General features: G+C 42.4%; 25 protein-coding genes. 9 read left to right on the top strand and 16 right to left on the bottom strand.

The features are described 5' to 3' along the window. Positions 1 to 93 precede the first annotated feature (93 nt). The 15 genes from ABJD64_RS06705 to ABJD64_RS06775 all read right to left on the bottom strand — a co-directional run bounded on the left by ABJD64_RS06705 (position 94) and on the right by ABJD64_RS06775 (position 15,046). Positions 94 to 1,257, bottom strand: coding sequence for a hypothetical protein (locus ABJD64_RS06705; protein ID WP_348179853.1), 1,164 nt, complete (start codon positions 1,255 to 1,257; stop codon positions 94 to 96). Positions 1,258 to 1,270: 13 nt separating this feature from the next. Continuing rightward, entirely contained in the window at positions 1,271 to 1,996 is a 726-nt protein-coding gene (locus ABJD64_RS06710) for an ABC transporter ATP-binding protein (protein ID WP_348179854.1), read from the bottom strand. 24 nt (positions 1,997 to 2,020) lie between these two features. Beyond that, positions 2,021 to 3,238: an FtsX-like permease family protein gene (locus ABJD64_RS06715; RefSeq protein WP_348179855.1), complete on the bottom strand. Its 1,218-nt coding sequence runs from the start codon at positions 3,236 to 3,238 to the stop codon at positions 2,021 to 2,023. 27 nt (positions 3,239 to 3,265) lie between these two features. Next, positions 3,266 to 4,483 carry an FtsX-like permease family protein gene (locus tag ABJD64_RS06720; protein WP_348179856.1) on the bottom strand — a complete coding sequence of 406 codons (1,218 nt, stop codon included), beginning with the start codon at positions 4,481 to 4,483 and terminating at the stop codon, positions 3,266 to 3,268. Continuing rightward, positions 4,480 to 5,208, bottom strand: a complete 729-nt coding sequence (locus ABJD64_RS06725) for an outer membrane lipoprotein-sorting protein (protein WP_348179857.1) — start codon at positions 5,206 to 5,208, stop codon at positions 4,480 to 4,482. The genes ABJD64_RS06720 and ABJD64_RS06725 overlap by 4 nt, the downstream gene beginning before the upstream one ends. 359 nt (positions 5,209 to 5,567) lie before the next feature. After that, positions 5,568 to 6,500, bottom strand: a complete 933-nt coding sequence (nrfD, locus tag ABJD64_RS06730) for an NrfD/PsrC family molybdoenzyme membrane anchor subunit (RefSeq protein ID WP_348179858.1) — start codon at positions 6,498 to 6,500, stop codon at positions 5,568 to 5,570. A gap of 10 nt (positions 6,501 to 6,510) precedes the next feature. Next, complete coding sequence (locus ABJD64_RS06735; RefSeq protein ID WP_348179859.1) at positions 6,511 to 7,044, bottom strand: 4Fe-4S dicluster domain-containing protein; 534 nt, start codon at positions 7,042 to 7,044, stop codon at positions 6,511 to 6,513. Next, on the bottom strand, positions 7,041 to 9,260 hold the full coding sequence (locus ABJD64_RS06740) for a molybdopterin-dependent oxidoreductase (RefSeq protein WP_348179860.1): 2,220 nt from the start codon (positions 9,258 to 9,260) through the stop codon (positions 7,041 to 7,043). Before ABJD64_RS06740 ends, ABJD64_RS06735 begins: the two co-directional genes overlap by 4 nt. Positions 9,261 to 9,284: 24 nt before the next feature. Continuing rightward, positions 9,285 to 10,145, bottom strand: coding sequence for a sulfurtransferase (locus ABJD64_RS06745; RefSeq protein ID WP_348179862.1), 861 nt, complete (start codon positions 10,143 to 10,145; stop codon positions 9,285 to 9,287). Positions 10,146 to 10,156: 11 nt separating this feature from the next. Next, positions 10,157 to 11,188 (bottom strand): porin, encoded by a 1,032-nt coding sequence (locus tag ABJD64_RS06750; protein WP_348179864.1) that lies wholly within the window; start codon positions 11,186 to 11,188, stop codon positions 10,157 to 10,159. Between the two features lie 54 nt (positions 11,189 to 11,242). After that, positions 11,243 to 12,217, bottom strand: a complete 975-nt coding sequence (locus ABJD64_RS06755; RefSeq protein WP_348179866.1) for a rhodanese-like domain-containing protein — start codon at positions 12,215 to 12,217, stop codon at positions 11,243 to 11,245. A 22-nt stretch (positions 12,218 to 12,239) separates the two neighbouring features. Beyond that, positions 12,240 to 12,776, bottom strand: a complete 537-nt coding sequence (locus ABJD64_RS06760; RefSeq protein WP_348179868.1) for a rhodanese-like domain-containing protein — start codon at positions 12,774 to 12,776, stop codon at positions 12,240 to 12,242. 163 nt (positions 12,777 to 12,939) lie between these two features. After that, positions 12,940 to 13,164 (bottom strand): hypothetical protein, encoded by a 225-nt coding sequence (locus ABJD64_RS06765; RefSeq protein WP_348179870.1) that lies wholly within the window; start codon positions 13,162 to 13,164, stop codon positions 12,940 to 12,942. Between the two features lie 110 nt (positions 13,165 to 13,274). Next, on the bottom strand, positions 13,275 to 13,781 hold the full coding sequence (locus tag ABJD64_RS06770; protein WP_348179872.1) for a DUF892 family protein: 507 nt from the start codon (positions 13,779 to 13,781) through the stop codon (positions 13,275 to 13,277). A gap of 62 nt (positions 13,782 to 13,843) precedes the next feature. Continuing rightward, positions 13,844 to 15,046, bottom strand: coding sequence for a hypothetical protein (locus ABJD64_RS06775; RefSeq protein ID WP_348179874.1), 1,203 nt, complete (start codon positions 15,044 to 15,046; stop codon positions 13,844 to 13,846). A 228-nt stretch (positions 15,047 to 15,274) separates the two neighbouring features. On the opposite strand from ABJD64_RS06775, the gene ABJD64_RS06780 reads away from it, so the two are divergent. From ABJD64_RS06780 to ABJD64_RS06805, 6 genes are all read left to right on the top strand, one after another. Beyond that, positions 15,275 to 15,661, top strand: coding sequence for a hypothetical protein (locus ABJD64_RS06780; protein ID WP_348179875.1), 387 nt, complete (start codon positions 15,275 to 15,277; stop codon positions 15,659 to 15,661). Beyond that, complete coding sequence (locus ABJD64_RS06785) at positions 15,658 to 16,074, top strand: hypothetical protein (RefSeq protein WP_348179877.1); 417 nt, start codon at positions 15,658 to 15,660, stop codon at positions 16,072 to 16,074. The genes ABJD64_RS06780 and ABJD64_RS06785 overlap by 4 nt, the downstream gene beginning before the upstream one ends. Positions 16,075 to 16,102: 28 nt before the next feature. Continuing rightward, complete coding sequence (locus ABJD64_RS06790; protein WP_348179879.1) at positions 16,103 to 16,933, top strand: universal stress protein; 831 nt, start codon at positions 16,103 to 16,105, stop codon at positions 16,931 to 16,933. 62 nt (positions 16,934 to 16,995) lie between these two features. Further along, entirely contained in the window at positions 16,996 to 18,087 is a 1,092-nt protein-coding gene (locus tag ABJD64_RS06795) for a DUF6544 family protein (RefSeq protein ID WP_348179880.1), read from the top strand. A gap of 109 nt (positions 18,088 to 18,196) precedes the next feature. Then, a complete protein-coding gene (gene trxA, locus ABJD64_RS06800) occupies positions 18,197 to 18,508 on the top strand; it encodes a thioredoxin (protein ID WP_348179882.1) in 312 nt (103 codons plus the stop codon). Continuing rightward, positions 18,505 to 19,320, top strand: coding sequence for a universal stress protein (locus ABJD64_RS06805; protein WP_348179884.1), 816 nt, complete (start codon positions 18,505 to 18,507; stop codon positions 19,318 to 19,320). Before trxA ends, ABJD64_RS06805 begins: the two co-directional genes overlap by 4 nt. A gap of 10 nt (positions 19,321 to 19,330) precedes the next feature. Here the strand turns inward: ABJD64_RS06805 and cfa are convergent, their stop codons facing one another. Continuing rightward, positions 19,331 to 20,452, bottom strand: a complete 1,122-nt coding sequence (gene cfa, locus ABJD64_RS06810) for a cyclopropane fatty acyl phospholipid synthase (protein ID WP_348179886.1) — start codon at positions 20,450 to 20,452, stop codon at positions 19,331 to 19,333. Between the two features lie 242 nt (positions 20,453 to 20,694). Here cfa and ABJD64_RS06815 point away from each other — a divergent pair, with 242 nt between their 5' ends. From ABJD64_RS06815 to ABJD64_RS06825, 3 genes are read left to right on the top strand one after another with little or no spacing between them, the layout of a single operon-like run. Then, positions 20,695 to 21,753, top strand: coding sequence for a hypothetical protein (locus ABJD64_RS06815; RefSeq protein WP_348179888.1), 1,059 nt, complete (start codon positions 20,695 to 20,697; stop codon positions 21,751 to 21,753). Then, the gene (locus ABJD64_RS06820) at positions 21,740 to 24,109 is read left to right on the top strand and encodes a glycosyltransferase (protein WP_348179890.1); all 2,370 of its coding nucleotides are present in this window, start codon (positions 21,740 to 21,742) and stop codon (positions 24,107 to 24,109) included. Before ABJD64_RS06815 ends, ABJD64_RS06820 begins: the two co-directional genes overlap by 14 nt. Then, a complete protein-coding gene (locus ABJD64_RS06825; protein ID WP_348179892.1) occupies positions 24,100 to 24,546 on the top strand; it encodes a DUF2267 domain-containing protein in 447 nt (148 codons plus the stop codon). Before ABJD64_RS06820 ends, ABJD64_RS06825 begins: the two co-directional genes overlap by 10 nt. Positions 24,547 to 24,565 lie beyond the last annotated feature (19 nt).

The following is a 24,565-nucleotide window of genomic DNA, read 5'->3' on the forward strand; positions in this document are numbered from 1 at the left end:
GCAAACATATGAATATTATTTCATATGTACAAAACTTCATACGTTTCATTCATATGCAAGGTTGCTCATCATTGAATAATTTTATTTCCGGCTTCAAAAACTCCATTTTATACGGGTATAGAATATTTTGGCAACTGCCTCATATTCATCTTCCTGGTCATCTAGAAAGACTTGTCCAATTAGATCTAAATCGAGATTGGGTTTGATCGAGAATGTAACGCTTGGGTTCATAAACAAGGAGTTTCTTGTGCTTGGATAATAGATCACTGCCAGTCCGCCATTGATGAGTGGATGAAAGCTATAACCTGCCTGAATAAAAGTAGAATACTTGAAGGGCGACAGGTCCCTGGCAGTCAAAACACCGGATGAGGCAAAGATTAACCCATCCACCGACCGCTCATCGGAACCATTGGAATTGAACAGTACGGACCCATTAAGATAGAGTGAATTCTCAAATGAATAATCTGTCGAAAGAGATACTAAAAACGCTTTGTCAAGCAATTCTTTATTTGTGTACGGATAAAAATAGGTTGCTTCCCCTTTGAACCCTGCATCTCCAATATTCCCGGCCCACCCCAGACCTAAGACCAAATCCTGACGGGCCTTGCCTGTCAAAAACTGAAAATCATAATTCCAGCGATTGGTTTTCCACATCCCTGCCATCACAATCTCATCCGCCTCTTCACTATAGTTTGAAACCAATTCCAGACTGCCGGCATATCCAATATACTTTCTTACCCTTATCGCATCGCTACCCGGACGTTCTTCATAATCAAAATCAAAAAATGAGTAGGCATTGAAAAGGTCATTCGGGTTCCATATCAAATTGACTCCCCAATTCACCCTTTGCCTCCCCAATCTGATTTCCCATTCATCTCCGTACCACTCCAAGTATGCTCTGTCGATCATGGTCTGAAATAACCAGGGTTTGCCTTTTGATGTTTGATAAGAAAGATCCAAATAATCATTACCGACGTCGACAAATTCAGCATATTCTGGAATACTTCTAACAAGATCCCCATGAAATAATCGATTTCTAATATCCAAATAGAAGGTTACTTTTTCACTGGGATACCATTTGAAGTTCATCCGGTTGTGGATCAGATTGTCGACCAGGGTAGAGTCCTCGCCAAAATTGACTGTCATTAAGTCTTTGATGTAACCGGTGAGCTGCCAGTTTTGGGGCTTTTCAATATCTTGCCCATGCACGGCATGTATGAAAGTAAACAGCAGGATCAGGTATTGTGCCCGGAACATTGTTTCAGAGGATTTAGGTAGCCATGGCCATGGGTTCTCGAACCTCATCAGAAGCAATGGCACCATCTACAAGCGTAATGACCCTTCTGGCTCTATCAATCACTCTCTGGTCGTGGGTAGAGAAGATGAAGGTCATACCTTCTTCCCTATTCAATCGAGCCATCATATCCAGCAGGTTCTCAGCGGTCTTTGAATCCAGGTTGGCTGTTGGTTCATCTGCGAGTACAAATTGAGGCTTAGAAGCCAACGCCCTGGCTACCGCCACCCGCTGCTGCTGGCCGCCAGACAATTCAGAAGGGCGTTTGTCCGCCTTGTCCTCAAGACCAGTTTCCTTTAGCAGCTGGTTGACCCTGGATTTCCGCTCCTTCTTCTCCTTTTTCTGAAGTAGCATCACAAACTCGACATTCTCCATGGTCGTAAGCACAGGAATCAGATTGTACGCCTGAAATACAAAGCCAATATTGTTGAGCCTGAAATCAATCAACTCGTTTTTGTTCAACGTAGACATATCCTTCTGATGCACCCAGACTTTACCTGAGGTAGGTTTGTCCAATCCTCCGATGAGATTGAGCAAGGTGGTCTTACCCGAGCCTGATGGGCCTACCAACGCAGTAAACTCACCTCTTTCAATATGTAGATGAACATTATCAACAGCTTTTACAGGAACTGCTCCTTCATCATAGATCTTTGTAAGATCCTCCGTGTGTATTACACAATTTTCGTGGCTAGAAGTTTCCATTGGTTGATATATTTAAATTTCTCATCAAATTTTTCTTATCGCTTTCACCGGATCAAGCCTGAGTGCTGTGATGGCCGGATAAATTGAAGCCACAATCGCAGTTATGATCACAAGAATCATGATTCTGTAATAGTAGATCGCTTCCAGTTTTGGGTATATGATGGGTTTGAAACCATAGGCTGCGTAACCTTCCTGATAGATAGCGGACAGGTCCAATCCGTGAATACTAAGCCAGTGAATGTTGATATAAGCCAGGAGCAGTCCAAGAGGGGCTGCTATCAAGACCATAAAAATGGTTTCCCAAAAAATCATTCCGAACAGTCTGATTTTGTTCATCCCGATTGCCATCAGCATGCCTATCTCCTTCACCCTTTCGAGGACGGTCATAAGCATGGTATTGACAATTCCAAAAGATAGGGCCAACAGGATAATGACAAAAAATATGATCATGTATTGATCCAGCGAGTCAATCATCAATCCCAGTTCGGGAGAAAGCTGCTTCCAACTCTCTACCAAAGCCTTTGGGTGCCGATTGGCCAGCGTGGACACATATTCATTAACTGTTTCCCCACTCTGCATCAAAACCGCTATTTCGTGTACCTGTCCATTGGTTTTCAACAGGGCCGACATATCGTTTTGATTGACATAAAGGTTGCCATCTTCCAGGCTGGAATTATAGCTTCTGAAGATACCCTTGACCCGAAAGGCCCCGGCGACTATATTTCCGTCCACGTCCTGGAAAGTAAGTACAACTTTCGAACGGATTTTCAGTTTCAGTTTATCTGCCAGTTTTTTACCCACTATGATTTTGTACCTGTCCTTAGTGCGTAGGTACTCTCCTTCTACTACATTGCTAGCGAGCTGCGTCACCTGATCTTCACGCTCAGGATCTATGCCAATTAGCTTACCCCCCGTGCTGGTTGATGGCGAAGCCACCATTCCATACACCAGCACACGGCCAGAAACCGCGTCTACCATTGGACTGGCTTCTATGTCCTCAATGATGGACTGGCTATTGTCTAGATAGAATTGGGGATCATAGTCTACACCAAATTCGGGATGATGGAGCTGAAGGTGTGAAATTTCACTTCCTATCGCATCCTCCAACCGCTGATTGATCATACCAAAAACATAAGCCAGGATAAAAGCACCCGCCCAAAGTCCCATCATCACAGATACCATAACAATCAGGCTTCTGACCTTATTTCTCCATATGTTTTTCCAAGCAATGACTAGTAACATTTTTTTGTGTTTACATAATTAAGCGGCTCACGTCCTCATAGCAGATACTGGTTTCAGCCTTGCTATTTTTAATAATGGATATAACGAAAGCACCAGGGCAATACAAAAGATGACAATGGTTTGGCTGTAAAATATCTTTGGGGCAATGGAAAAGTAGAAAATGGGTTCGAAACCAAAATTCTCATATGCCTTTTCTAAATCACCCGAAATACGGATAGGGAATTTGTAGAAATAGCCAATCATCGGAATACTTAGCATTGTGCCAGCTATAGCACCAAGGACCGAGATCATAATATTTTCCAGCACGACCACGCTCGACAATTTGAGGTTTCGCATACCAATAGCTATTAAGACACCAAATTCATATTGCCTTTCGATGGTCATCATAAGCACGGTACCGAATATGCCAAATGCTATGAGCATATATAAGACAAACAGAAAGATCACATTCTCCGCACGCTCTCCTTCCAATACCTGGTTTAGTTCAGGTAACAGTACCTTCCAGCCCATAACTTCATATTCATCACTGGTGGTTAATGTCAATTCTTTTTCAATTCTGTCCGCGTCGCTCACATCGTCGATATCGAGTACTAAAGCCGTCAGTCGATTTGTGGCGTCAAACAGTTGCTGAGCAAGCTTCATCGGCAGGTAAACCATCGTTTTGTTGAGTTGTGGACTGGCAAACTTGATCACCCCTTTTATCGGATATTTCCCTGCTGCACTTACACCATGATATCCCTGTCCTATGATTACCAATGTGTCTCCTACAGTTAGCTTGAGATATTCGGCTAGTCCTTCCGACAAGAGTACGCTCTCATCCTCGCTACGGATGTAATCGCCAGCAATGACTTTTTTATCCAGCGATGTCACCAACGTTTCATTTTCTGGCTCTATTCCGACGACCATACACACCTTTGTGTACTTCTCAGATGCTGCCAACGCGTAGGATTCTAACCTGCCAATGGCGACATTGACTTCTTCGTGATTTACCAATTGAGTAATCAGAGAATCACTATAGGCTATAGAATTGTCCAATGTCTTTTCATCCCAATAGCCGTTTTTGTGCACTTGAATCGCTCCTGAGTAAAAGGAAACTACATTCTCCTGCATCTTAATCAGTACACCCTCTTTGACAGAGTTTAACAGAATGGCCAGCAGTACGGCAAAGACTATAGAAGCCATCGTAATAAATGTCCTGCGTTTATTGCGCCATATGTTTCGCCATGCCAGTATTAGATACATCATCTTACTCTTTTCATGTTTTGCAAAGAGAAAAAGTCGAGGCCATGCCGGGCATTGTAATCGACCTCATGGTATTTTATGACGGTTTTATGCCCTTCTTCGTCTGCAGGAATGTATTCCATTATAGAAGGCAACATCCGGCCTCCAAGGGGCTTTATTTCCAGGAATTTAACCTCGTTTACCAGATATCCATCTTCGTCGTAGAGCTCTGATCTCAATTCTATGTATTCCTTTTTATCAATCCAGCTATATATCTTTCCCCAAACCACAGGCGTATCCGGCTTGGGTATGAGTTCTATTTTATGGACCTCTCTTTCCATGATGATTGAATCCCCTACAATACTGTGCGTATAATCTTCAACTATAGAGGATTCCTTGATCAGGTCGTCGTTGGTAAAATCTGATCCCATCCAGGATTGCATCATCATGGATGGTGGAAGTTTGATACTTCTTTCTATTGAGGGGATCCAGTTCCAAATCTCATTGTCTCGTTTCAAAAAAACGGTGCCCTTATCCCTTGCAGGTGATGTGACCAATATCAACGAATATTCAGTTCCTTTAGACCAGGACTTAATAGACATGTCTCTTGACCAGGAAGGACGAATGATGCTTATGGTCATGCTTGCGGTGGCTACATCTCCCCTTCGCTTTTCATCTGCTTTTCTAATAATTTCCTTGGCATCCTGAGCATAGGCGCATGGTGCGACCATGAGTGTTAATAACGTCATGCTGTTTATGAAAATACTTCGAAATGATATCATCTGACCGTTCATTAATTATTGGTAAGACACTAAAAAAGTACCCAGACCTGTGATTGAGGTAAAAAACTGACTCCGCATCTCGGGTCAATAACCATTGTATATACCAGAAAGCTACATTGAAAGAATCTCCTGTGCCATGACGTCGATCAAAGTGCGCTCTGATCGTTGTCATCCAAGAAATTGCTCATTACCTAAACCCTCATTAATCTTGATAAAGGTCATTCATATCGATAAATGGTGAGGTAAACTTAATAGTCCTGAAACGATCAAAATTCTTGTGAATTAGTGAAGCAAACCACATTCAGTGGTTGGATATACTAGCCTTTTCAAAAAGATGAAACCTGCCCGGCGTTTACAATGATAATTCTAAGCATCAGGCCTCCAAAGATGATGAGTAAGGGTACAACCAATTTGTTTACACGAGTTCCAAACATTTCAAGCACCTCTGCTATTGCTGGCACAATCAAGCCCAGAGTAAAGACCATAAGCCAAAAGCTAAGGGTGAACGGCCCTCCAAGGAAAAGACCGGCTGCCTGGATTTGTACAGCCGATCCGGACAGCAACCCCATGAAGAGATGAATAATCAGAAAGATCTCCAAACCTATCAGACCCAGGTCAAATTTTCTGAATAGAGCCGTTTCAAATTTGCTCGCACTCAACCATTGAATTAATGCTGCACTCACAGATAGGCCTGATACAAAAAATAGCACACCAAGAATACTTGAATTCCAGAGCGGCCTTGCATTGAAAGCTGAAAGCAAAATACCGGTATAGACACCCAAGACTACTGAGGTCAGCAGTATCATCCAGGCCAAGATTTTTCTATTTCTGACTGACCAGTTTGAAATCTTTCTAAGCCACCTTTCGCTGCGCTTCCATCTAGGTACCATCGAATAATGATAGCTCAACCACCAGAGGATTGACAAAGGTGTAATTACAAGTAGAGTCCAGGCACCCCAGGACATGGGTGACTCCAAACTAAATGAAGTGTAAAGTCTCCATACGTTGAGCTTGTGATGCAAATCTAGAAACAGCAAAAACAAGCCGACCAATAGTGCTGGAGGTACGAAATGAATAGCATTTTTTACCGACATTGGCAATGCATCCTCTTTCCCCAAAAGATAGCCAATGGCAGCAAAGAACAATGTCCCTGCTGCCGCTCCACCGAGAAAGAGATATACCGAAATTTCCCATCCCCAAACATCCAGGACGGGGTAAACTCCGGGGTTACTTTTACCTATTACAATTATTTCTTCCATGACTTCAAAATCAGGTTAGATAAAAAATGTGAGGATTTGTTCCCGCTTCGGGGAGCAATACCTTTGATTTTCTCGTTTCTACGATTTTTGAAATTTCACTATCCGCATCATCGAGATCGCCGAAGTAAATACACTTCGTTGGACAGACATCCACACAGGCAGGATTTTGACCTTCTGAGACCAGATGATAACAAAAAGTGCACTTATCTGCATATCCATCGGGATGCATAAATCGTGCGTCATATGGGCATGATTCTACACAAGCAGCACACCCAATACATTTCGATTCGTCTACCAACACAATCCCACCTTCGGTAGTAAAACTCGCTCCGGTCGGACAACACCTGACACATGGCGCATTCTCACAATGATTGCACCTCTCAGACCTGAACTCAAGCATGGTGTCCGGGTATTCTCCTTTAGCCATTTCTACCACCCAGGATCTGGTAAAACCTTCGGGTATTTGGTTTTCCATATTGCAGGCCAGGACGCAGTCGGCACACCCTATGCATTTTTTTGTATCTATGGCCATTGCGTATCTCATGTCTCTATGGTATTAGGTGGTGTCAATTGAAATGTCACGAAATTGCCCCGCATACCGGTGCCTCCCATTATCGGGTCGATCATGACCTTAGTCATCAACTCTGTATCGCATATGCCCTTTCCGTATGACTTAGTCAATCTCTTTTCCGAATGGCCAAATCCATGAACCATATAGACCGAGTCATTGCCCATGCGTTCTGTCAGCCGGATCTCAGCGGGAAAAGAACTTACTTTTCCATCTTGATTCTTGAGCCAAACCTCTGTTCCATCTTTCAAATTCCATTTCTTGGCCACACTGGGACTTACCCAAATGTTATTGGTAGACATCAATTGATTCAAATGGGCATTATTTGCCGTACGGCTAAAGGTATGCATAGGCGCCCGTCCATAATTGAGTCGGTAATAACCATCCGGTGGCTCCGGATGTGGCGTATAAACAGGCATTGGATCGTAACCCTCATCTTCCATGGCAAACGAATAAAGCTCGATCTTTCCGGTTGCGGTATGGAAACCCATAGGTGAAGCTTCGTCCATATACATGGCTTTCTCTGAACGAGGGTAATTGATCAATCCTTTCTTGCGGACCTTTTCTAAAGAGCTTCCTACTTGCCTCAATTGCCAATCCAGTATTTCCCCATAGTCGTAATAGTCAAAATGGTTTTGCAACCCGAATTTCTTACTTAGTTTTCTAACCATCCACGAAGCTGGCTTAGATAGATACTTTGGTTTAGCCACAGGCATTCGCACTGCAATTGTCGCTTCTCTGAACTGTGAATTCCTCAAATCATCGAAGCGTTCCAGATAGGTACACTCGGGCAAAACAACATCTGCGTATCCTGTAATTTCCATCGGCATGGTATCTACGACCACCACAAGTTCCTGATTGTTTAGTGCTTCAATGGTTCGTTTCTGATCCGGAATGGTATGGATGAGGTTGGTCCCCACAACAAACCATCCCTTGATTTTCTTATCAGTTGTATTATCCGGATGGGAAGCATCAATAATTGCATTTGTGACTGCTGACCCGGTCATGGTATACCTGCCATTCAATGTGTCCTTCCACGTCCATTTTGGTTTCGGATATCCGGGATGAGGATAAGATGGGATTTTGGCCTTAGCCGGGAAGTAGAAGCCCCCTTTTCTACCCCATGAGCCTAATAGTGCATTGAGAATAGCAACTGCTCTGATCCTTTGCGTATCATCTCCGTACCAGGTGACATGTCGCCCCGGGTGAACAATGACCGCAGGAGAAGCTTTTGCCATTTCCCAGGCTGTTTCTCGAATTTGATCTGCCTTGAGCCCAGTGATTGAAGCAGCCCATTCTGGTGTCATTTCCCTGACGTGGGATTTTAGGTCCTCAAAACCGAAAGTATGACGCTCCACATATGGCTTATCGTAAATGTTTTCATGGATCAATACGTGTATCCAGGCCAACAACAAGGCCATGTCCGTAGCGGGTTTGATAGGCAACCAAAAGTTGGACTTGGATGCAACAGTGGACAGTCTGGGGTCTACTGCAATAATACAAGCTTTCTTATCGATCAATGTGGACATCTCTTGTACCTGGGCATTGTGCATATTTTCTCCAAGGTGAGATCCTATCAAAACCAGGCACTTGGCATTTTTTATGTCTGTATTTTCGGGTGAATTGACACCAGCTCCAAATGTGCTATGAAACGCTACTTCTCGTGGCCCACGACACTGCGCATATGAAGGTGCCGCAATGTTGCCGGATCCAAGTGCCTTAAACAGTCTGCCGAAATGTTTTCCTCCAGCACCATGATTGAAAAGTGCCAGGCTTTCGGCCCCATGTTCATCTATGATCTTTCGCATTTTTGAGGCTATGTAGTCAATCGCCTGCGGCCAGGTGGCCTCTTTATACGTTTGTTTTCCATCACGAACCGTCCGAATCAAAGGAACTTTTAATCGATCAGGGTCCGTATACATTCCTAAGCCTGCAGTGCCTCTGGGGCAAAATCGACCATTGCATAAGGGGTCCGCTTTGTTTCCAACTATTTTATAAGGCTTACCAGATTTGTCGAAATGCACCCAGCCGGCACATTTCCAGAAACAAACCTCACAATAGGTTGGTATTTTTTTTATGCCATATCTCTCATAGAGAGGGTCGGAGTCTGCCCAGAGCTGCGGACCGGCCAACAGGCCTCCAGCTCCCAGAGAAGCTATCTTAATGAAATCACGTCTGCTAGCCTGAAACATGTTTAGTTCGTTTACATTGGGATGCTATGGAGCTACTTCAATTTTATTCTCTTTGAATGATTCCCATTCCAGATAGGCGCCATCATAAACTCGTACCTTGGGATACTTAAGTGCCGATTTGAGTGCGAGATAGACAATACCTGCCCTTACACTTGATTCGCAATAGAGAATTATTTCCTTGTTCTTTGTAATTCCTACATTGGCGAAAATGGGCGCTAGTTCTGCGTTTGATTTTAATGTACCCTGAGCAGTAAGGACTTCCTTGTAATTGAGGTTGACCGCCTTGGGCACGTGACCAGGACGCAATTTGGTTTGCGCAGTGCCATTGTATTCTTCAAACGATCTTACATCTACCAAAACATAAGCCGGGTTTTTACTTGCTTGCTTTACCTGACTCATCGATGCGAAGCTCGATTTATCAACGGCTGGATTGAATCGAGCTTTTTTTCCTGTGGTAGGATTTTTGGTCACAGGTTTTCGAGCCATTCTCCAGGCTTTCATACCACCATCAAGCATTTTCACATCCTTTGCTCCCAGGTACTTCAATATCCAATAAATCCTTCCGGAATACTTGGCAGACCCGTTGTCGTAAACGACTATTTTCATTTGATCAGAGATGCCCTTATTGCCTAAAATCGTGGCGATTTGGACTGGATCCTGCAACATGCTTTTTTCCTTATAAAGCGACTTATGGTCCAAATGAATGGCACCCGTAATGTGAACTTTTTTGTAGTCCTCTGCTTTCCTTGCCGAAACGACTACTACCTGATCACTTTTAATGATCTGTGCCAGATCAGCCGCACTGATTATATCCTGCCCGTAGGACAGGTCTGCCAGCAGGAATAACAGACCTGCTGTAAAAGACAATATTGTTATAGACTTCATGATTTTCTGATTTAAAATTTGACTTGAACCTGGAACATTAGCATATCATTTTTGATCTCTTCCGGATCCTCCGTTGCATACAAGTAATTCAGCTGCAGACGTGTCCAGTCATTGGCAAAATAATTGACCCCCAATGTTGTCACCTGCCTTAGGTTGTTGCTCTCATCCCGGTTGTTATCATATTGTTCATATTTGATGACGGGCTGGATTTTGTTGGTCACGTTGTACATACCTGTCACATAAAATCCATCCCTGGTAACGGAGCCTTGCTGAAGCTGTATGTCGCCATCGCATCCTCCACCGGTGGTATAGGAACCGACATCCTTGCCATAAACATATTCTGACTGAATCCAAAAATGTCCCATTTTCAGATCAACATCTGCCCCTAGTCTCCATCGTTCGTCTTCAGGCGCATCGGCTACTGATGAAGTTTGCTTACCGTATTGCCCTGAGCTTCCTATCCTCATAAAAGGAGTAGGTTTTATGGTCACTCGGCCATATAAGTCTTTGAAGTTGTTATCGTCCAATTCACCTACTCCGTTGCCATTCATAATGGCCACTCTATAGGTGAATAGCGATTGGTCATTGCCTCCCAGGATCATCAAACCCAAATCCCTGTTTGGAGCGGTCAGTTCGTTGACCACTTTCGTCCTACGAATGGTGTTAAGTCCTGAGCAGGGTGTAGACAACTCAAGGCCGAATGGCTTTTTGAATGAACCCATGGAGATTTTGAAATTTTCAAATCGGGTGTATGAAACAAAAGCATCAATCAGAAATACATCACCGGTCGCAAAAGAGCTCGTTTCCAGCAATGCATAATAACTGAAATCATAGGGAATGGTACCCATGACACCAATTCTCATCCGGTTGAATTTGAAAGTTCCCATTTCATCCTCACTGAAATTATAATCGAACTGAGGTTGCAAATAACCGAATACACGCACTCCTTCATCGGCACTTGGCTCTGCGCATCCTTGAGCATAGGTATGCCTTGGCAAAGCACCAATTAGAACAGCCGCTAATAAAATCATTAGATTTTTCATGGCTTTTATTGTTTTGATAGACATGCCAGGAAGAAAGTCTCCCCGGCAGAAAGATTAGTCTGTAACTACCGGAAGATCTACTGTCGGCGTTACAAATTTGTGTCCCTGTAAATCGGAATAGATCATACTATTGACCCCGAATTTCAGACTTTGTGCATCATATCCCAGCACGTTTAAATATGCTGTAACCATTGACGAGGTCTGGCCTGTCCAGCAATAGGTCACCATTTTTTGGTCTGGGTCCAGATTAGTGAAATCACCGCTTGCAATTGACATTGGGTGGATACGATGGGACCCGTCAATATGGCCATAGGTAGCTACATCAGCTTCGGCCCAATAATTATTGATAAAATATTGGCCTGGGTCAGCCAGTACATCTGTGCAAGAAACTCCTTTGAAGCCATTCTGCAACATGGTATTCACTCTTTCTCTGAGCAAGGCCGGTGGATCGGTAGTCGTTGTGGACCAGGAAGGGTTTTGATAGGTTTGTCTTGTGGCCGTTGCGGTTTTAGTCCAATTCTGATGCCCTTTTCCATGATCTCCATTCAGCCCGGAATTATTGGCCCATGGGGATGAAAAATTTGAATTCCATCCGCTCATACCCCACTTTAAAACCTTGGCATCTTCGTATCCACTAAGTCGCAAAGCCGTCACGGCATGGCCAGCTGACTGACCTGTGTAACAAACAACTAATATGGGATTTGCCGCTACAGGTTCTTGAGCTGCTACTTCGAGCAGACCGGTCAGAGTGGTATTGACTGCCCCCTCGATGTGACCATCGGCAAAATCTTGCGAAGATCTTAGATCGAGGATGTAATAGCTACTCAGAAATGTGCTTAAGTCTGCTTCTGCGGGTGCCCCTACTATCCAGCTATCCAAAACATCGGTAAGGTCCAGATCATTATTGACCATATAGGTGGTCAATGTCTCAAAACTCGAAGTCGGCGTAATCTCATCGTCGTCTTTACAACTGACAAAGAGCACCGAAATCGCTAGTAGTACTGTTAAAAATTTACTTAGCGTCTTCATGACAAAGTTGTTTAAGGGTTAATCAGCAACTTGAATCATCTTTTTCTTCCTCTGTATCGGAAGGCGCAATGAATGAAGGTGCTGCATTTTTTTCAATGTTTTCGGGGTATGTGGCTTTCCAAGCCTTCCACCCTCCCATTAAGGATAGAATATTCTTATATCCCATAGATCTTAAGGCATCAGCTGCTAATGCACTTCTGTTCCCGCTTTTGCAGTAGATGATCAATAGATCGGTTTTTTCCGGTACGTACATCCCTTCGTCTTCCCAAAAATTTTCGTTGGCAATCCTGAATTCAACCAGTCCCCGTGGTATAAGCACCGAACCCGGAATGTAGCCGGCATCGTGTTCGTTTTCCGTTCTCACATCGATCAGGATAAAGTACTCTTCCCGATCGATCATTGTTTTGAAATCGGTTACCTCCACTTCCATCACCCTCCTTTTTGCATCCTCGACTAACAGTGCAGGGCTATCGAGTACTAATGTATTCGGAACCAAATCACAGCCGGATATGAGGCCGATAATTGAGGTAATAACGATATAAAATATGGCCTTTTTCATGCCCCCAATATAGATAGGCACGGGCTGCTAAAAAATGACGATAGTCAAGTGGTCGGATGATATTTTTTGACCGGTCCGATGAGGAAATTTCACGAAAAAAGTAGTTTAAAAAAACCACTTTTTTTGGAAATTGGAAGTGGTTAGTTATTGCCTTCAGGCAGCTTTACATACGCTCAGAATGTGGGTCATGATTTTCAAAATGGCGCTTTAGTAGTTGCTTCAGGCTATCCAGATATTCTGAATACGTGCTGACCCCTAGGTCAGGATTTTGATTATTTGGGAGTGTGATAGGGTTCTCATCCAGGTACGCATATAGTTCAGGGTATTCCTGTTTCATTTTTAAGGTAAGTGAGTTGATCTCCTGTTTTAATTCCCGAAGTTGTTTCATGTCTTTAAAACGTTTTTAACAGTAGAAATGTTAATTCATTACTTACAAGTTCTTTCAATTAACCGGCCCGGGATTCTCAAGAGGGCCGGTTGGTTTCGCAATTGCTCCAGTCAAACAATCACCGGAGATTTAGCTTTTTGATTGATCTTGGCAATTGCCATCTCTGTCAATTTTTCGTCAATTTTCTTTTCCTCGTCAAGGGTGAAGTGCAACTGTTCTGCAATTTCTCTCAGGCCTAATTCATTGGCATAAGTACATGCTGTTCCGTATCCGGCCATCTCAAAGTGCTCCATGTACTGCATGGCTGCAATGATGCTTGCGTCTAATACTTCGGGATCTGAGCTTCTTTCTATCAAATCATACCCTTCCTTGATTAGTTTCTGCATAGCCTCAGATTCCTCTCCAAAAGAAGCTACCTCCAATTGCTGAAATACTTTTTCCAATCGGGTAATGTGGTCGGCTGTTTCTGCGAGATGGTACTGAATGGCTAACTTCAGTTCCCTTGCCTCTGCCTTTTCTTTTAATTTGGGCAAAGCGTGCTGTTGCTGTTTTTCAGCATTGTAGAGCTCTCTGATCTGTTCGATCAAAAGGTCCTTCAAGTTGGTTATCTTTTCCATGACAAATTGTTTTATATACAATAGTTAATTTCAAATCTTAAGTATTCTTACTTACTGTTTTTCTATGATTCAATGCTTGTTTTCTCCCAGGGCAGGTATTGTGATATCAATGTACCAAAGGCCATCCCAACGACTATTATGATCATGAGTAAACCAAGGAATGGGATTCCTGTGATGAGCTTGAGAACCGCAAAGATCAAAAGTGCAACTCCCATAATTTTCCATTTGCTCCAGTTCTTTTTGTACTGAATATTGATTCCGTAGGCCAGGATGATAGACGTTATTGAATAGGCAAACAGCAGGCTGAACAAAAAGACATGAAGGAGCACAAGACCTATAGGGATACCTATTAAAATCAAGAAAAAGAAAAGTGCGGTCAATGGTAGACTTATAAAATATAGCAGGCCATAGCCGAAATTTTTAATGTATGACTCATTGATCAATTTTCCGGCCTTACTAAAGACCTTTCCAAATAAGATCGTCAATAGGAAGATCGTCAGAACAATTGAAAAAGTGTAAATGATCGCGAAAGTGGCCAACCCAAATCCTAAATACTTCCAATTGGTCACCTCTTGATAAAGTTCAAGATCAGGGCTAAAAATGGCAAGGCCATTCACCATATAATTACTCAGATCTGTTTCACCGGTTTGTTGCCAATACTCCAATCCATCATGGAATTCGGCCTTGTCTTCGAAATTTATTTTATTGGCGGCTATCACAGAACTCTTCCTAAACTTTCCACCAATATTGAGTACATCAGCTTCTATGTCGGTCTCCCCTTGTGCTTCGCCATTGAACGTAACGGTTCCGCCCATGATTTTGACATCCCCATTGACGATGCCTTTAACCACGACCCTTCCTCCGCATACCATGAGGTCGCCGGCTACGATCACTTCTCGACCGACTTCAATATTTGCACCAAATACAATAAGGTCTCCATTGATGCTTCTTAGTATCGTGATATTTTCACCTGCAATTTTAGCATCCTCACCAATTATAGCATTGATCAATATATCAGCTCCAGCAGCTGTGAGGTCTTCAAAAATCGTATCATTCACTGTGATCTTGCCCGCGGCAGCTATAAGATCACCGTCGATTGTGGCATCAACTGTAAGTGTACCAGAGGCGATGTAAAGATTATCTTCTAGCGGTGTATCGATGGTCTTATCTTCTCCGCCCTTGAACGTGGCAGCTTGGGTTCCCGAGGTGATCATAATCATCACACATAGAACCAACCATTTTATTGTCTTAAGGTGCTTATCCATGATATTGTATTTAGCCATGGTTCAAATGTACCTTCGACCCAATCAAAAAATTAGAACATTCATCAGCTGAGGCAATGACTTTGATTGTCCTGATTGGGGTTTCACTCTCGGTTTCGAATTACTTTAAAAATGATATCTGCCTGATTTCTTTCATCCAGCGCTGTGATGAATGTCATTCCTATCGTAGGAGGTGTTGGATACATTTGGATATAGCAAAAGACCAAAGCTATGACTGACATACCCATTATTCTAGTAGCAAATTCTTATAGCAAGCCAAAAGCCATTGAAGGCTTTTTAGATGCTATCAAGGAGTCTTATCTCGTTTTTTATGCGTCTGATCTCCTACCTGAATTGGGGTATTCCGAACTATCTGAGCTGGATGAGGGATTAGAACGGGCTATTGCTATCTGTGAATCAATACATATCCCAGTTGAAGAAAATATAAAATTAGTCTTTAGAGACAATCATAGCCAAGTCTATCAGGATTGGAAACTTTCCAGATTGAGCCGCTACTTACTGATGGTCAATGGTCGACCGACCAATCCTACAGTAGGCCAAACCCAAATTGACATTTACTACAAGTTAGACACCATGCGCAAAACCTTATCAAAATGAAAAACCTGAAGCAAGCAAGTCATGATTTCCTTCTTGAAGAAAGTTTGGAAACGTTGCATAGAGAAAGTCAAAATTGGACATCTGAATTGAAGCTATGGAAAATTGAGTTAAAATTTTTTCAGAAACTTCTGGACAACAACTCTCAGAAATTTGATTCTATAGAGGACAAAAAAAGAATGAGTCATTTTCAAAACCTCATTATCTACTACATCGGCGAGGTCCTTGACCAGTTTAAGCAAAAGATTAGGCGCCACGAAAAATATTTGGCCGAAGAATTGACTAACAAGGAGCACCTGGATGAGTCAGAATACAGAAAAAGACATGCAGGGATTGCTAGTCACGTTGGCTCTTTTCGCATTGAGTTTATTATGTACAAACGTGAGTTTTTCGATTTCATAGAAAAGGTCATGTAACCAAATCATTCACTTAAATTTTTGAGTCATGCATATTAAAAATATTCTAGTCCCCACAGATTTTACTGATTGCTCTATTCGGGCACTCAAATTTGCTATAGCATTAGCCAAAAAGGTTGAGGCTGAGATTCAGGTAGTTCACGCACTATCCTTAACCATCTCTTACAGTGAAGTCACTGTTCCACAAGCGTATGACTATACCGAAGCCCAGGCATTCGATAGATTCAATGAATTGAAAGAAAATTTACCCGAATTAGATACTGTGACGCACAGCTTTTTGGTAAATAGTGCAGCCACCGCTGAAGTGATTAGTGACACAGCTCTCATGAGAAAAACAGATTTGGTTATCATGGGAACATCCGGTGCTTTTGGCCTGGATGAGTTCCTTTTCGGTACCAATGCCTTTAATGCCATTAAGTCCACTGACTGTCCCATTCTTGTTATTCCTGAAAGCGCGAATTTCACCAATCCTTTAAGTATAGGGTTAGCGGCTGATTATCATGAAGTTCCTGAAAAACAAGTCTTTGATCCATTAATAACCCTTGCCCGAATCTACGGCTCCCAAATACATATTTTGAATGTAAGCAAATCCAATAAAATAGGTGATCAGGAATCGCAGCAGGCCAAAAAATTCGAACAATATCTCAAGAATATTCAACACACCTACCACTTTGAAATAGAGCAAAATGTAGAAAAAGGCATCAACCATTACTTGTCTAACCACAAAATTGACTTGATGGCTATTGTGAAACGGAAACACAGTTTGATGGAAAAAATAGCTAAAACAAGTGTGCTGAAGAAACTGGTATTTCATACGCACATTCCGTTGCTCATCATGCCAGATCAGCCAGAGTCATAAATCGTGGCCCACTCTACTTTGTAAGAAAACAATAGCTGACTAGATGCTCAAATATTGAAATCATGCTGCGTGTACTATTTGCTTTCGTAATTATAATTCACGGCCTTATCCATTTTCTAGGCTTTGCGAAGGCTAATAGCCTCTTGCATGTTGATCAACTTTCTCAGCCTACCCCCAAATCATTAGGCTTGACCTGGCTTCTTATTGGCTTGCTATTTCTTACAGGCGCATTCGGTTTTCTGATGAGAAAGGAATGGTGGATGTTATTGCCTATTGCTGCCTTGCTATCACAAATATTAATATTTATCTACTGGCAGGATGCCAAATATGGAACCCTGATCAACACAATGATCATTTTAATTTGTGCAATTGCCTACGGAACATGGAGTTTTAATCGCAAGGTAGAGAGTGAAATTAGTGCACTTATGACTTCTGATTCCCCAACTCAAAACGTCATTACAAGAGAAAGCATAAGCCACCTACCTCCCATGATACAAAAATGGATGGAGCGTTCGAAAGCACTTGAAAACCCTTCCATACAATTTGCTTACATAAAACAAACGGGAAGAATGAAAACTACTCCCGACGGCAGGTGGATGACTTTTTCTGCCCAACAGTTCATCAACGTCACTAAACCTGGCTTTATCTGGCAAGCTCATGTTAGGGCCTTGCCATTATTTCATCTTTCAGCTCGAGATAAGTATGCGGCTGGTCATGGAAATATGCTTATCAAGCTGCAATCTCTGGTTACAATAGCGAATGAGAGTGGCTATGCGATTGACCAAGGTTCACTTTGCCGATTTCTTGCCGAAATGATTTGGTACCCATCTGCCGCCTTAAACGACTACGTCGAGTGGAAAGAAATTGACGAGCATACCGTTGAGGCAACTATTAAATACCAACACCTATCGGGTACTGGAATCTTCACTTTCACGCCAAGCGGAGATGTGGGAAGTTTTGAAACGCTCAGGTACTATGTTCATAAGAATGAATCTTCACTGGAGAAGTGGAATATAAACATAGATGAAAACAGTTACGATGAATTTGAGGGCAGAAGAATTCCGAAAAATGCGTCGGTGACCTGGAAACTAAAATCAGGGGACTTTACCTGGTACAAACTTGAAGTACAAGAAGTGCGGTATAATGCTCTTTAATCAGACCAATGTATCAGATGTACCCATTCGCTCTGATCATAATCATCCCTTCACTTGACAGTTATCCTACTGCCGGAAGTTTGCAGTTCATAATTTTAATGAAAAAATCATGGACAGTTTCAACCACTTAATCTCGCAATCAGAAGTACCGGTTTTGGTAGATTTTTATGCCAACTGGTGCCAGCCATGTCACCATATGACCCCAGTCATCGAAGAAATAGCTCAGGAAATGGAGGGTAAGGTAAAGGTCATCAAAATAGATGTGGACAAAAACATGACCACGGCAATGAAATACAAAGTAAGAAGCATACCCACTTTTATCCTCTTCTACAAAGGAGTCATACTGTGGCAACAATCTGGCATCATCGCCAGACACGTGATGGAGCAAGAAATTAGAAAATCGCTAATCCCACAATCATGAGACAAATATTATTACCAGTTGATTTCTCACTCTGCTCCGACAAAGCCGTAGAGTTTGGTCTGCAAATCGCTCACTTGATAGACGCGGAGGTTACTTTCATTTATGTAAGTCCGGTTCCGGCGGGTGGCGATGTCACCTTCTTTATAGACGAGCCCATATTTGAAGCCAGTAAAGCCAGAGCCACAAAAGAATTTGAAAGCTTGAAATCCAGAATGCCTGTTTTAAAGGGTTTGGAATATAACTTCAGGTTTGAAGTTGGCTTTCCTGTGCAAACTATTGCAAAAGTTGCTGAAGAAATTCATGCCGATTTGATAATCCTGGGTACCAAAGGAGTGAGTAATAAACTTGATGAAATATTTGGAAATACAGCATATGAGACTCTTAAACAGGCCCATTGCCCGGTACTCATAGTACCTCAGAATTTTGAACCCACCATTGCGAGACAAATTGCTATCGCCACCAATTTCAGGATGGAAACTGATTATGATATAGTTGAAATCATGTTTCTGATTGCCAAGGCGCTGAATTCCGAAATTCACGTGGTTACCATAGCAGATGGACCTGAACCTCGCAGAGACCCGTTTAACCGACAACAAATGAAGCTGTGGGCAGAAACACTCGAGGGTGTTCGTCATCATTTTCACTTTATTCAAAATAGTGACGTCGAAGAAGGAATGCTTAACTATGTAGAGGATCAAAATATTAACATGCTGGTCGTAATGCCCTCCAAACTCAATTTTATAAAGAGCCTATTTCACAAAAGTGTATCCAAGAGGCTGGCATATCATACACAGGTACCCTTGCTTGCATAAACACTTGCAGCTATCGCACACTTTCATAGTTGGTTCGAGCATCAATTTTTGAGAATACAATCTGCCAAAGCTGATTTTGGCCCGTCCTAAAAGTACCTGCACTACTTAGTAGATAAAAGTTCCACATTCTTTTGAAACTGGCACCATACCGATCTTTGATCTTTTCCCAGTTACTATTGAAGTTTTGATTCCATGCGATCAACGTTTTTTCATAGTAGGAAGCAAAGTTATGCCAGTCCTCAAGCTTCATAATCCCCTCTACCGCTTTGGTAATCTGATTGGCAGATGGAAGTACCGCATTTGGAAATATATATTTGTTGATCCATGGGTCTATATGCGTAGAGGCTTTATTGCTACCTATCGTATGGAGTAAAAAGAGGCCATCATCTTCCAGACACCGATCTACCGTTTTGAAATACTCCCTATAATTCTTGTAGCCGACATGCTCGAACATGCCTATAGAAACTATGCGTTCAAATTTCTTGTCCAAATCACGATAGTCTTGCAGCCTTAAATCAACATCAAGTCCTTCGCAGTTCCTTTTGGCCAATTTCAGTTGCTCTTTGGATATTGTGATACCGGTAACTTTGGCACCATAATTTTCTGCAGCATATTTCGCAAAACTTCCCCAACCACATCCGATATCCAGAATTTCCATTCCTGGCGTAAGTTGAGTTTTTCGACATATAAGGTCCAACTTGGCTTCTTGCGCTTCGTCGAGGGTATTCGCATTTTTCCAATAACCACAACTGTAATTCATTCTTTTGTCCAGCATCAGTTCATACAAATCATTGCCTAAATCATAATGCTTTTCCCCTACCTGAAATGCCCTACTCCGACTTTGTAGATTAAGCACTTTGGCTTTAATGGTGTTCCATATCAGGTCTGTTGAATTTCTTATTTTTTTATCCAATCTGGCACGCCAAATTCGATCAATTAATTGATCCAGCGCTTCACAATCCCACCACTGATCCATATAAGATTCACCAAAGGCCACAGAAGATCCGGCCATCAGCCTGGAATAAAAATCCGGATGATACACCTTTATATCCCAGGGTCTTTCACCATCAATTTTCACATCAGAGCTAGACAAAAGGTCTTTGATGGTTTGTTTTACAGATTTGAATTTCATGGTTAAAGTTCATTTGGTCTAATCAAAATTACATGAGCAATCGGTCAGGTGAAATGACTATGGTCAAACTCTTTGATGATCTCTACTATACTGATTTTCAACACTTTAAATTCAGTAGTGCTCCAAAACCCGCGAGCCCTGAAAGCGACTGACACATCTCGTCTCTCCGCCTGACGGTAGTCATTGCCGTTCAATGGGTTCCTCCCTAGTATTGTATGCCAAATTGTAAAAGCATCTACAAAATGTTAAATGTTAAGAAAGAGGGTATTCTACTTGAAAAAACAAACAACGGATTTGAAAATGACTCCGTATGCAACCCCGCTGCCGTAAGAGAAGGAGATCATGTCCATTTATACTATAGAGCTGTGAGACACGGCAACTATTCTTCGGTGGGCTACTGCAAGTTGGATGGACCTCTGAGAATCATCGAGCGAAGAAAGAAGCCTATTCTATTCCCTGAAGAACCTTACGAATCTCAAGGTACCGAAGACTCACGCATCACTAAGATTGAAGACACTTATTACCTGACCTACTCTGCCTATGACAAGATCAATGTCTTCGGAGCCTATGCTACTTCAAAAGATTTAGTCACGTTTGAAAAGCAGGGTATTATTACTCCAAAATTCACCTATCGCGAATTCAAACATTTGATTGAATGCTGTCAAGGCCTTAGCGACAAGTACCTCTTCCATTACAAGTTGTTCAAAGAACACGGTTTAGGTGAAGAGTTGTCTAGGAAACTGTACGTATGGGACAAAAATCTGTTTTTATTCCCAAAGAAAATAGGTGGGAAATTGGCCCTGATCCACCGCATTCATCCGGGTATCCAAATCGTCTATTTTGAAGATTTTGGCGAGTTAACCTATGATTTCTGGAAGGATTATATGATGAATCTGGAGCAATACATCATTATGGATCCCAAGCTCCACCATGAGTCCAGCCACATCGGAGGAGGATGCCCTCCTATTGAAACCAAGGATGGATGGCTGTTGATTTATCATGCGGCTGAGGATACACCGGAAGGGCTTGTATATCACGCTTCAGCAGCACTTTTGGATTTGAATGATCCAAAAAAAGAGCTTGCCAGATTGTCTCAACCGCTCATTTCCCCTACTTATCAATGGGAAAAAGAGGGTGTTGTGAGAAATATCATTTTCCCAAGCGGTGCGGTCGTTTTCGACGATGTGCTCTATATCTACTATGGAGCGGCCGATTCCAGAGTGGCCACCGCATCGGTGTCACTCGAAGAGTTATTAAATGAATTGAAAAAACCAGAAAATCAAAGTCATGTCCAACACTAACCCAAACCACAGAAATGAAGTACTGTTTATCACTTCCTATCCACCGAGAGCTTGCGGAATAGCTACTTATAGCAAGGACTTAATCGATGCCATTGGCAACAAATTCGATTCCTCCTTTTCTCTAAAAGTATGTGCCATAGAAGAAGAGGAAACTACAAGAACATATCCCGAAGAAGTAAGGTATACCCTAAGGTCATCAGATTCCGAAGCTTATATACAACTGGCGGAAAAGATAAATGATGATGAAGCTATTAAAATGGTATTTGTCCAGCACGAATTTGGTCTGTATGGAGGTGAGTATGGAGACCATCTCCTTGGCCTGCTACGTGCACTGGAAAAACCAGCACTGGTTACTTTTCATACTGTACTGCCAAAACCTGACAAAAAAAGAAAGAAAACTGTACGGGCTATTGTGGATGCCTGCACTCAAACTGTTGTAATGACTAAGCATTCTTCGGAGCTTTTGCAAAAAGAATACCACGTTGCTAAAGATCAGATTTCGATTATTTCCCATGGTACGCATATGGTTACCTGGAAAAACAAATTGCAAGTCAAAAAGGCGAATCATCTGGAGAACAGACTCGTGCTGTCAACTTTTGGATTATTGAGCCCTAACAAAAGCATTGAGACCGCCCTGGAGGCATTACCAAAGATCGTTGAGAAGTTTCCCAATGCACTCTATTTGGTACTTGGCAAAACGCACCCGGGTGTAGTCAGTCATGAAGGCGAAATCTATAGAGAATCGCTCCAAGCCAAAGTCGAGAAGCTCGGTCTTAAAGACAACGTGCAATTTGTAAACAAATACCTTAGACTATCGGAGCTATTGGAGTACCTGAGGCTTACCGACGTTTACTTGTTCACTTCAAAAGATCCTAACCAGGCTGTAAGCGGCACTTTTGCCTATGCTATGAGCAGTGCTTGTCCCGTGATTTCTACACCCATTCCACATGCAGTGGAGATGCTGCAAAACAACGCGGGTATAATTGTTGATTTTCAAGATCCTGAACAACTCGCCCATGCAAGTATCCGACTGCTGGGAAACAAAAAAATAAGAGAAGAAATGGGACTCAGTGCTTTTCATCAAACAAGAGCCTCTGTATGGGAAAATGCAGCTATTGCTCATGCCCTGATATTCAATAAGCTATTGGGCAATAAGAACCTCACCTATACTCCACCGGAAATCCATCTGGATCATGTATATGCACTCACCGATCAGGTTGGAATGATCCAGTTTTCTACCATGAGTGATCCTGACATCAACACGGGCTATACCCTTGATGACAATGCCAGAGCTTTGATTGCCGTTTGCATGCACTATGATCAAACAAGAGATATAGAGGACTTGAACCTCATTACCACCTATCTGAATTTTATTGAGTATTGTCAACAGCCAACTGGAGACTTTCTGAATTATGTAGACAAGGATCGGAATTTTCACGTTCAAAACCATTACACCAATCTCGAAGATTCTAATGGGCGCGCCATATGGGCACTGGGTGTACTCATAGATCATGAGTCTATCTTACCGGATGCGCTGGTACAAAAAGCAAAAGCAATTTTGGATCAAACGTTGGTTCAGGTCTCGAATCTGGAATCACCAAGGGCCATTGCCTTTGTGATCAAGGGCTTGTATCACGCCTGTGAAGAAAGTAATAAAGAGCAAACTCAATTTTTGATCAATGGCCTTGCCGGTAAGTTAAAGGACCAATACAATTTAATTTCTGCTCCAAATTGGGAATGGTTTGAAGAGTATCTCACCTATGCCAACAGTGTATTACCCGAAGCCATGCTGTATGCCTACATGGCCACCGGTAATTCATCTTACAAGCATGTCGCACTCACCACATTTGAATTTCTTCTTTCTAAGCTCTTTAAGGCCAACTCCATTAAGGTGATATCGAATAGAGGATGGCTTCAAAAAGACAGAATTCCGAATGAATATGGAGAACAGCCAATCGAAATTTCTTACACCATTCAGGCATTGGAATTATTCTATCAGGCATTCAAAGAAGGTGAATATCTAAGGAAAATGAGGGTCGCATTCAGTTGGTTTCTGGGCAATAATCATTTACATCAGATTATTTACAACCCGCTTACCGGAGGCTGCTACGACGGTCTTGAAAAATACAGCCCCAACCTTAATCAGGGAGCTGAATCAACGGTATGCTATCTGATTGCCAGGCTCATCATTGAAAAACATAAAAGTAAGGTACACCTCAAAATAAATAAGCGAGCCCGTTCAAATAAAAAGCTGGTTTACAGTACGCAAAGACCAGTTTCTAAAGGTTCTATAAAGGCAAAGGTTAATCCTTTTGATGTGATATCAACAACTAAAAGCCTGGAACCATGGCGCTAGATTTCAACAAATTTGCTGCTCAGGGAAACGAATTTATTAACAAGCTCTCTAAAGAACTGGGGCATCCCGGCGATTCAGCCAGAGCTGGAAGGGTATTGAAGTCTGTTCTTCAGGCATTGCGCAATCAATTGACTACGGAAGAATCAATTCAGATGTTGGCACAGTTACCTATGTTTTTGAAAGCCGTATTCGTCGAAAATTGGAGGCTAAGCGGCCCAAAAAAAGTCAGGCATTTAGAAGACTTCTTTGATGAGGTCAGGAGGATTGACGGACAAAGTGCTAAGTACGATTTTTATCTCGATCAGGACATGGACAAGGCACTTAAGGCCGTACTCTTACTTTTGGGTAAGTACATATCCGCAGGAGAACTGGACGATATCAGAGCGGTACTTCCAAAAGAACTTAAGCCTATCATAGACAGGGCATATCTGGCATAGACGGCTTAAAGATTCCCCT

Origin of the sequence: Reichenbachiella sp., assembly GCF_039944555.1 — a bacterium.
GTDB lineage: Bacteria > Bacteroidota > Bacteroidia > Cytophagales > Cyclobacteriaceae > Reichenbachiella.

Excerpts from the sequence above, each read along its gene's own strand:
- ABJD64_RS06750 (WP_348179864.1), bottom strand. The coding sequence starts at position 11,188 with ATGAAAAATCTAATGATTTTATTAGCGGCTGTTCTAATTGGTGCTTTG.
- ABJD64_RS06805 (WP_348179884.1), top strand. The coding sequence starts at position 18,505 with ATGAGACAAATATTATTACCAGTTGATTTCTCACTCTGCTCCGACAAA.
- ABJD64_RS06715 (WP_348179855.1), bottom strand. The coding sequence starts at position 3,238 with ATGTTACTAGTCATTGCTTGGAAAAACATATGGAGAAATAAGGTCAGA.
- ABJD64_RS06820 (WP_348179890.1), top strand. The coding sequence starts at position 21,740 with ATGTCCAACACTAACCCAAACCACAGAAATGAAGTACTGTTTATCACT.
- ABJD64_RS06770 (WP_348179872.1), bottom strand. The coding sequence starts at position 13,781 with ATGGAAAAGATAACCAACTTGAAGGACCTTTTGATCGAACAGATCAGA.
- ABJD64_RS06785 (WP_348179877.1), top strand. The coding sequence starts at position 15,658 with ATGAAAAACCTGAAGCAAGCAAGTCATGATTTCCTTCTTGAAGAAAGT.
- ABJD64_RS06760 (WP_348179868.1), bottom strand. The coding sequence starts at position 12,776 with ATGAAAAAGGCCATATTTTATATCGTTATTACCTCAATTATCGGCCTC.
- ABJD64_RS06705 (WP_348179853.1), bottom strand. The coding sequence starts at position 1,257 with ATGTTCCGGGCACAATACCTGATCCTGCTGTTTACTTTCATACATGCC.
- ABJD64_RS06780 (WP_348179875.1), top strand. The coding sequence starts at position 15,275 with ATGACTGACATACCCATTATTCTAGTAGCAAATTCTTATAGCAAGCCA.
- cfa (WP_348179886.1), bottom strand. The coding sequence starts at position 20,452 with ATGAAATTCAAATCTGTAAAACAAACCATCAAAGACCTTTTGTCTAGC.
- ABJD64_RS06795 (WP_348179880.1), top strand. The coding sequence starts at position 16,996 with ATGCTGCGTGTACTATTTGCTTTCGTAATTATAATTCACGGCCTTATC.
- ABJD64_RS06725 (WP_348179857.1), bottom strand. The coding sequence starts at position 5,208 with ATGACGTTATTAACACTCATGGTCGCACCATGCGCCTATGCTCAGGAT.
- ABJD64_RS06765 (WP_348179870.1), bottom strand. The coding sequence starts at position 13,164 with ATGAAACAACTTCGGGAATTAAAACAGGAGATCAACTCACTTACCTTA.
- ABJD64_RS06745 (WP_348179862.1), bottom strand. The coding sequence starts at position 10,145 with ATGAAGTCTATAACAATATTGTCTTTTACAGCAGGTCTGTTATTCCTG.
- ABJD64_RS06710 (WP_348179854.1), bottom strand. The coding sequence starts at position 1,996 with ATGGAAACTTCTAGCCACGAAAATTGTGTAATACACACGGAGGATCTT.
- ABJD64_RS06815 (WP_348179888.1), top strand. The coding sequence starts at position 20,695 with ATGTTAAATGTTAAGAAAGAGGGTATTCTACTTGAAAAAACAAACAAC.
- ABJD64_RS06740 (WP_348179860.1), bottom strand. The coding sequence starts at position 9,260 with ATGTTTCAGGCTAGCAGACGTGATTTCATTAAGATAGCTTCTCTGGGA.
- ABJD64_RS06825 (WP_348179892.1), top strand. The coding sequence starts at position 24,100 with ATGGCGCTAGATTTCAACAAATTTGCTGCTCAGGGAAACGAATTTATT.
- ABJD64_RS06735 (WP_348179859.1), bottom strand. The coding sequence starts at position 7,044 with ATGAGATACGCAATGGCCATAGATACAAAAAAATGCATAGGGTGTGCC.
- trxA (WP_348179882.1), top strand. The coding sequence starts at position 18,197 with ATGGACAGTTTCAACCACTTAATCTCGCAATCAGAAGTACCGGTTTTG.
- nrfD (WP_348179858.1), bottom strand. The coding sequence starts at position 6,500 with ATGGAAGAAATAATTGTAATAGGTAAAAGTAACCCCGGAGTTTACCCC.
- ABJD64_RS06790 (WP_348179879.1), top strand. The coding sequence starts at position 16,103 with ATGCATATTAAAAATATTCTAGTCCCCACAGATTTTACTGATTGCTCT.
- ABJD64_RS06720 (WP_348179856.1), bottom strand. The coding sequence starts at position 4,483 with ATGATGTATCTAATACTGGCATGGCGAAACATATGGCGCAATAAACGC.
- ABJD64_RS06755 (WP_348179866.1), bottom strand. The coding sequence starts at position 12,217 with ATGAAGACGCTAAGTAAATTTTTAACAGTACTACTAGCGATTTCGGTG.
- ABJD64_RS06775 (WP_348179874.1), bottom strand. The coding sequence starts at position 15,046 with ATGGATAAGCACCTTAAGACAATAAAATGGTTGGTTCTATGTGTGATG.